Raw genomic sequence first — 3299 nt, forward strand, 5'->3', positions numbered from 1 at the left:
GCGCAGGTCACCCCGGGCCGGGCGTCGCGCAGCGCCACGCGGGCCAGCATCGGCCCCGGGCCGGCACCGATCACGCAGTCGACGCCGTACCGCGCGAGGGCCCGTACCCGGATCACCGAGGCCAGCTCCACGGCACTGCGCCCGAAGTACCGCTCGGCGCCCCGCAGATCGGCCAGCGCCCCGTCCGGCGGCAGCGCCTCGACCACCGGGGTGAACTCCTCCAGCAGACCGAGCAGGCCCGGCAGGGCCGCCTCGTACATCGGCGGCAGCCGGAAACGGACGCAGAGAATGGTCATCCCGCACTCCCCGGGCTCTGGTGCCACAACTTCCGTATCGCAGCCGGCCCCTGCGCGGCGTCCTGGCCGGCGGGCCGCAGGTCGGCCCAGGGGTGCATCTCGTACCCCGTGGGCATGCGGATCGTCCGGTCCGCCATCGGGTCGGCGGCCGCGGAGCCGGCCGGCGCGGGCAGCCCCTCGGAACCGGCGAGCCGGGCCCGCAGCGGACCGCCGTCGTCCCCGGCCGGTGAGCCGTCCGGTCGATCCGGGCCGCCCGGTCCGGTCGGTCCGGCCAGCCGGGCCGCGACCCCTTCGAGCCCCTCCGCCTGCCGCACCTCCACCAGTTCGGCGAGGTTCCAGGCGGCGGAGCCGACCACGCTCAGGCTGCGCGGGCCGCGCCGCTGCACCACTCCGCGCACCAGCAACAGCCAGGAGTGGAAGACGGTGTGGGCGCAGGCCTCGTGCGAGTCGTCGAAGAACGCGAGGTCCACCAGGCCCGTGCCGTCGTCCAGGGTGGAGAAGACCACCCGCCTGCCGGAGCGGATCGGCGGGGTCTGGGTGGCCGCCTTGGCGCCCGCGACCAGCACGGTCTCCCCGTGCCGGGCCTCGCGCAGCCGGCGCGCGGAGACCACGCCCAGTTCGTCCAGGAAGGCGCGGTGGTCGTCCATCAGATTGCGCGAGGCGTCCATGGACAGCACCCCCAGCTCGGCGCTGAGCCGCTCCGCGGAGGACAGGTCGGGCAGCCCGGCCGGGGCGGTCTTCCGCCCGCCCGCCAGCGGGAGCTGGCCGCCGCCGGCGCCCCGGGCGCCGCGGTGCAGCTCAGTCAGGTGCAGTTGCAGGTCGCGCCGGTTGGCGCCGAAGGCGTCCAGCGCGCCCACCTGGGCGAGCCGTCCGGCCAGCGGCCTGCTGGGCCGGGCCCGTTCCCAGAAGTCCAGCAGCGAGGCGTAGGGCTGGCCGTCCGCGATCCGCTCCGCCTCGGCCTCGCTGATGCCGTGGACGTCGCGGAGGGCGAGCCGCAGCCCCCACGTCTCCGGTGATTCAGACACCAGTTCGATCCTGTGTGCGGCCCCGGAGAGGTTCACATCCAGCGGCAGGATCGGCACCCCGCGCCGCCGGGCGTCCGCCAGCAGCAGCCGCTTGGGGTACATGCCGGGGTCGTGCGTGAGCAGCCCGGCGTAGAACGCGGCCGGGTGGTGCGCCTTCAGCCACGCGGACTGGTAGGTGGGTACGGCGAAGGCGACGGCGTGCGCCTTGCAGAAGCCGTACGACCCGAAGGCCTCCACGATCTCCCAGGTCCGCCGGATCGTCTCCGCGTCGTACCCCCTGGCCGCCGCCTGCTGGGCGAACCACACCCGGATCCGCCCCTGCGCCTGGGGCTCGGACAGCCCGCGCCGCACCCGGTCGGCCTCGCCCCGGCCGCAGCCGGTCATGAGGGCGACGATGTCGATGACCTGCTCGTGGAAGACGACGACCCCGTACGTCCCCTTCAGCGTCTCCTCCAGGTCCGGGTGCGGGTAGCGCGCCGGCGCCCGCCCGTGCCGCGCCTCGATGAACGGCCGCACCATGTCGGCGGCGACCGGACCGGGCCGGAACAGCGAGATGTCGACCACCAGGTCGTGGAAGGTGCTCGGCTGGAGCCGTCCCACCAGGTCCCGCTGCCCCGGCGACTCGATCTGGAAGCAGCCCAGCGTCTCGGCGGACCGGATCAGCCGGTACGTCTCCGGGTCGCCCTGCTCCACCCCGTCCAGGTCGATCCGCTCCCCGGTCACCCGCTCCACCTCGGCGACCGCGTGCGCCATCGCCGACTGCATCCGCACGCCCAGCACGTCCAGCTTGAGCAGGCCGAGGTCCTCCACGTCCTCCTTGTCGAACTGCGACATGGGCAGCCCCTCGCCGCTGGTCGGCACCACCGGCGTACGGGCGAGCAGGGAGGCGTCCGACAGCAGCACCCCGCACGGGTGCATGGCGGTCCCGCGCGGCAGGGCGTCCAGGGCCTCCACCAGTTCCCACAGCCTGCCGTACTTCGCGCCCTCCCGCCGCGTCTCCCCCGCCAGCCGCTTCAGCTCGGGCAGCTCGGCCAGCGCGGCACGGGCGTCGCGCGCCCGGATGTGCGGGAAGGACTTGGCGATCCGGTCGATCTCGGCCGGGTCCATGGACAGCGCGGCCCCCACGTCCCGGATCGCGTGCCGCACCCGGTAGGTCTCCGGCATGGACACGGTCGCCACCCGCTCGGCACCGAACCGGCCGATGATCGCCCGGTAGACCTCCAGCCGCCGCGCGGACTCCACGTCGATGTCGATGTCGGGCAGCACCACGCGCTCCTTGGACAGGAAGCGCTCCATCAGCAGCCCGTGCTCGACCGGATCGGCGTGCGCGATCCCCAGCAGGTGGTTGACGAGCGACCCGGCCCCGGAACCGCGGGCGGCCACCCGGATCCCCATCCCGCGCACGTCGTCGACGACCTGGGCGACCGTCAGGAAGTAGGAGGCGAAGCCGTGGTGGGCGATGATGTCCAGCTCGTGGTGCATCCGCTCCCAGTACGCGCGCCGTCCGCCGTAGCCGAGCCGCAGCATGCCCTCCGCCGCCCGTGAGGCGAGCGTGCGCTGCGCGGTGCGCCGGCCGGCGCCGACGAGGTGCGCCTCGGGGAAGTGGACGCTCCCCATCCCCAGGTCGTCCTCGGGATCGACCCGGCACTCGGCGGCCGTGGCCCGGGTCTGCTCCAGCAGTCGCAGGGCGGTGTCGCGCCGGTACCCGGCGGCCTCCACGACCCGCTCGGCCACGTGCAGCATGGCCGGCCCGTCCTTCAGCCAGGCCTCGCCGGAGTCCAGCTCCCCCCGGGGGTCGACCGGCACCAGGCGCCGTGCGGCGTCCAGCACGTCGGCGACCGGTCCCTGCCCGGGATCGGCGTACCGGACGGCGTTGCTGAGCACCGGCCGCACCCCCTGTTCGGCGGCGAACCCGACGGTACGGGCCGCCAGCCGCAGGGAACCGGCCCCCGTACCCGTGCGCCCGTGCCAGACGGCC

The 3299-nt window shown here is 74.9% G+C and carries 2 protein-coding genes; both read right to left on the reverse strand.

The genetic code is table 11. From position 1 onward, the window contains the following. A partial coding sequence (locus IE312_RS42955; protein ID WP_440862378.1) for a Y-family DNA polymerase occupies positions 1–296 on the reverse strand: 296 nt, incomplete at its 3' end. Beyond that, positions 293–3299, reverse strand: a 3007-nt coding sequence (gene dnaE, locus IE312_RS33020) for a DNA polymerase III subunit alpha (RefSeq protein ID WP_229900721.1), incomplete at its 5' end; no start/stop codon positions are given. The genes IE312_RS42955 and dnaE, both read right to left, overlap by 4 nt.

The organism is Streptomyces capoamus (genome assembly GCF_014654935.1).
Classification (GTDB): domain Bacteria; phylum Actinomycetota; class Actinomycetes; order Streptomycetales; family Streptomycetaceae; genus Streptomyces; species Streptomyces capoamus.